At 35.6% G+C, this 3,411-nt stretch carries 3 protein-coding genes and 3 pseudogenes; 2 read left to right on the top strand and 4 right to left on the bottom strand.

Features of this window, described 5'->3' with window-relative positions:
* A pseudogene (locus BXU11_RS17060) lies at positions 1-411 on the bottom strand (TatD family hydrolase); the annotation flags it as partial.
* A gap of 84 nt (positions 412-495) precedes the next feature.
* Here BXU11_RS17060 and BXU11_RS17065 point away from each other — a divergent pair.
* Positions 496-940, top strand: a pseudogene (locus BXU11_RS17065) (retropepsin-like aspartic protease).
* A 220-nt stretch (positions 941-1,160) separates the two neighbouring features.
* On the opposite strand, the gene BXU11_RS17070 reads toward BXU11_RS17065, so the two are convergent.
* The 3 genes from BXU11_RS17070 to BXU11_RS17080 all read right to left on the bottom strand — a co-directional run bounded on the left by BXU11_RS17070 (position 1,161) and on the right by BXU11_RS17080 (position 2,909).
* Entirely contained in the window at positions 1,161-1,355 is a 195-nt protein-coding gene (locus tag BXU11_RS17070) for a hypothetical protein (protein ID WP_078210619.1), read from the bottom strand.
* A gap of 1 nt (position 1,356) precedes the next feature.
* The gene (locus tag BXU11_RS17075) at positions 1,357-1,659 is read right to left on the bottom strand and encodes a hypothetical protein (protein ID WP_078213376.1); all 303 of its coding nucleotides are present in this window, start codon (positions 1,657-1,659) and stop codon (positions 1,357-1,359) included.
* A gap of 803 nt (positions 1,660-2,462) precedes the next feature.
* Positions 2,463-2,909, bottom strand: a complete 447-nt coding sequence (locus tag BXU11_RS17080) for a retropepsin-like aspartic protease (protein WP_078210618.1) — start codon at positions 2,907-2,909, stop codon at positions 2,463-2,465.
* Between the two features lie 83 nt (positions 2,910-2,992).
* Here BXU11_RS17080 and BXU11_RS17085 point away from each other — a divergent pair.
* Positions 2,993-3,411 (top strand): annotated as a pseudogene (locus BXU11_RS17085) (TatD family hydrolase); the annotation flags it as partial.

Raw genomic sequence — 3,411 nt, forward strand, 5'->3', positions numbered from 1 at the left:
TTTCATCAAAAGCCTCACGACAGTGAATCACTATGGGCAATTTGTACTGCTTTGCCCACTGAATTTGTTGTCTAAAAGCAATTTGTTGTTCCTTAAGATGCGTTTTGTCCCAATACAAATCGATGCCTATTTCACCAATCGCGAAGAACTTTCGCTTGACTAGTTCGGAAGCTACGTGCGCTAACTCGGCTTCGTAATTGTCTTTCACATACGTTGGATGCAAGCCCATCATCAAAAAAACATTCTCTGGAAAATCTGTTCCAAATCATACATTGCTTGAGTACAAGTCGAGTCAATAGCTGGAATAAAAAAACGAGAAACGCCAGCATTGATGGCACGTTGTATCATTTCGCCTCGGTCTTGGTCAAATTCTTCAGAATATAAATGGGTATGCGTATCAGTAAGTATCATTGTATCATTTTTGCGGGACAAAGTTAGCGTTTTGCCCTAGTAGTTTTAAAATTTTTAGGCTACTTTTGAAAAGGCACTTTTATTATGGAAAATCTACACGCAATCTTACAAACCGAAAACTACCAAAAAATCCGATTCAAAATCATTAAAACCAGCATTTATTGGTCAAAGCCAAAATCAATGGTATTGCGGGTAATTTCATACTCGACACTGGCGCTTCAAGCAGTTGCGTAGGTTTTGAAGGCATCGATTTCTTTCAGTTAAAGGCCAAAAAATCCAAAACCAAAGCCGCAGGCGCAGGCGCCACTGGAATGCTAACCCAACTTTCTACCGACAACAAGCTGCAACTGGGCCGCTGGAAAACCGATGATGCCGCACTTGTGATTTTCGACTTATCGCACGTCAACGAAGCGCTCACTCAACACAAAGCCAAACCCGTTCACGGCATTATTGGCGCCGACATTCTCCTAAAAGGCAAAGGATTATTGATTACTTTAATCATTATTTGTATTTGAAACAAGATTTTTAGGGCAATTGCCAAGGCACCACGCTATCCGCTATAGTTTTGCAAAACCTTAAATGGAAGTTTTGCAAAAGCTGCCGCTCCTATCGTTATTGCGGTAAAGTGCTTCAAACAGAATTTCTTGTTCTAAAACAAATCCCAAATTCTAAATGAGTTTGGGATTTATTTTATTATAAGTATTTCTTTAAAATGGCTTCTTTTTGTTTGAGATCATGCTAAAAAAGGATTATAAAGTTACAGTAACTAAATGATTTCCATGTTTTTCATCATAAACTTCTATCAAATAACCGTCATGAAAATTTCTCACCCAAACTAATTTCGTAACTCTTATAAAATAGTTATACCATTTTCTTTCCCCTAAAATCGAAGGGTTAAGTTTGTTGTTAATAATTGCTTTTTGAATTTTATTTTCTATATCCATACTACAATTTTACAAAATCTAAAAAAAGATGAAAAAGCTCCTTACCATTATGAGTAGAAAAAAAATTATTATTTATCCTTTCAGCTACTCTTTCATCCTTTTGGAGTAACTTATTTATACCTTCAACACAATTATCAACTGTCCCTTCAAGAATATACCCGACAAGAAACCCTTCACATTCAAAATATTTTCCACCTTTTAAAAAATTATCAATCCCCGTAGATATATATCGTCTTTTTAAACCAGAATCGTTTGCTTTAAGATTCTTAGCTTCTACATGATATTTAAATTCTTCTTTCTCCAAAATTTAGAAAACGCATATCATTTGATAGAGAGGCAAAATTTGTTAGAGGTTTTGCCGCATCTTTCAAGATAGATGCGTTTTCTAAATTTGGCAGAAAGAAGAATTTAAATATCATGTAGAAGCTAAGAATCTTAAAGCAAACGATTCTGGTTTAAAAAGACGATATATATCTACGGGATTGATAATTTTTTAAAAGGTGGAAAATATTTTGAATGTGAAGGGTTTCTTGTCGGGTATATTCTTGAAGGACAGTTGATAATTGTGTTGAAGGTATAAATAAGTTACTCCAAAAGGATGAAAGAGTAGCTGAAAGGATAAATAATAATTTTTTTTCTACTCATAATGGTAAGGAGCTTTTTCATCTTTTTTTAGATTTTGTAAAATTGTAGTATGGATATAGAAAATAAAATTCAAAAAGCAATTATTAACAACAAACTTAACCTTCGATTTTAGGGGAAAGAAAATGGTATAACTATTTTATAAGAGTTACGAAATTAGTTTGGGTGAGAAATTTTCATGACGGTTATTTGATAGAAGTTTATGATGAAAAACATGGAAATCATTTAGTTACTGTAACTTTATAATCCTTTTTTAGCATGATCTCAAACAAAAAGAAGCCATTTTAAAGAAATACTTATAATAAAATAAATCCAAACTCATTTAGAATTTGGGATTTGTTTTAGAACAAGAAATTCTGTTTGAAGCACTTTACCGCAATAACGATAGGAGCGGCAGCTTTTGCAAAACTTCCATTTAAGGTTTTGCAAAACTATAGCGGATAGCGTGGTGCCTTGGCAATTGCCCTAAAAATCTTGTTTCAAATACAAATAATGATTAAAGTAATCAATAATCCCTTTGCCTTTTAGGAGAATGTCGGCGCCAATAATGCCGTGAACGGGTTTGGCTTTGTGTTGAGTGAGCGCTTCGTTGACGTGCGATAAGTCGAAAATCACAAGTGCGGCATCATCGGTTTTCCAGCGGCCCAGTTGCAGCTTGTTGTCGGTAGAAAGTTGGGTTAGCATTCCAGTGGCGCCTGCGCCTGCGGCTTTGGTTTTGGATTTTTTGGCCTTTAACTGAAAGAAATCGATGCCTTCAAAACCTACGCAACTGCTTGAAGCGCCAGTGTCGAGTATGAAATTACCCGCAATACCATTGATTTTGGCTTTGACCAATAAATGCTGGGTTTTAATGATTTTGAATCGGATTTTTTGGTAGTTTTCGGTTTGTAAGATTGCGTGTAGATTTTCCATAATAAAAGTGCCTTTTCAAAAGTAGCCTAAAAATTTTAAAACTACTAGGGCAAAACGCTAACTTTGTCCGCAAAAATGATACAATGATACTTACTGATACGCATACCCATTTATATTCTGAAGAATTTGACCAAGACCGAGGCGAAATGATACAACGTGCCATCAATGCTGGCGTTTCTCGTTTTTTTATTCCAGCTATTGACTCGACTTGTACTCAAGCAATGTATGATTTGGAACAGGATTTTCCAGAGAATGTTTTTTTGATGATGGGCTTGCATCCAACGTATGTGAAAGACAATTACGAAGCCGAGTTAGCGCACGTAGCTTCCGAACTAGTCAAGCGAAAGTTCTTCGCGATTGGTGAAATAGGCATCGATTTGTATTGGACAAAACGCATCTTAAGGAACAACAAATTGCTTTTAGACAACAAATTCAGTGGCAAAGCAGTACAAATTGCCCATAGTGATTCACTGTCGTGAGGCTTTTGATGAAATTTTCGAAA

The organism is Flavobacterium sp. LM5 (assembly GCF_002017945.1).
Lineage (GTDB): Bacteria > Bacteroidota > Bacteroidia > Flavobacteriales > Flavobacteriaceae > Flavobacterium > Flavobacterium succinicans.

Bases quoted from the DNA above. Each gene is read 5' to 3' on its own strand.
- BXU11_RS17080 (WP_078210618.1), bottom strand. From the start codon at position 2,909: ATGGAAAATCTACACGCAATCTTACAAACCGAAAACTACCAAAAAATC.
- BXU11_RS17070 (WP_078210619.1), bottom strand. From the start codon at position 1,355: ATGGATATAGAAAATAAAATTCAAAAAGCAATTATTAACAACAAACTT.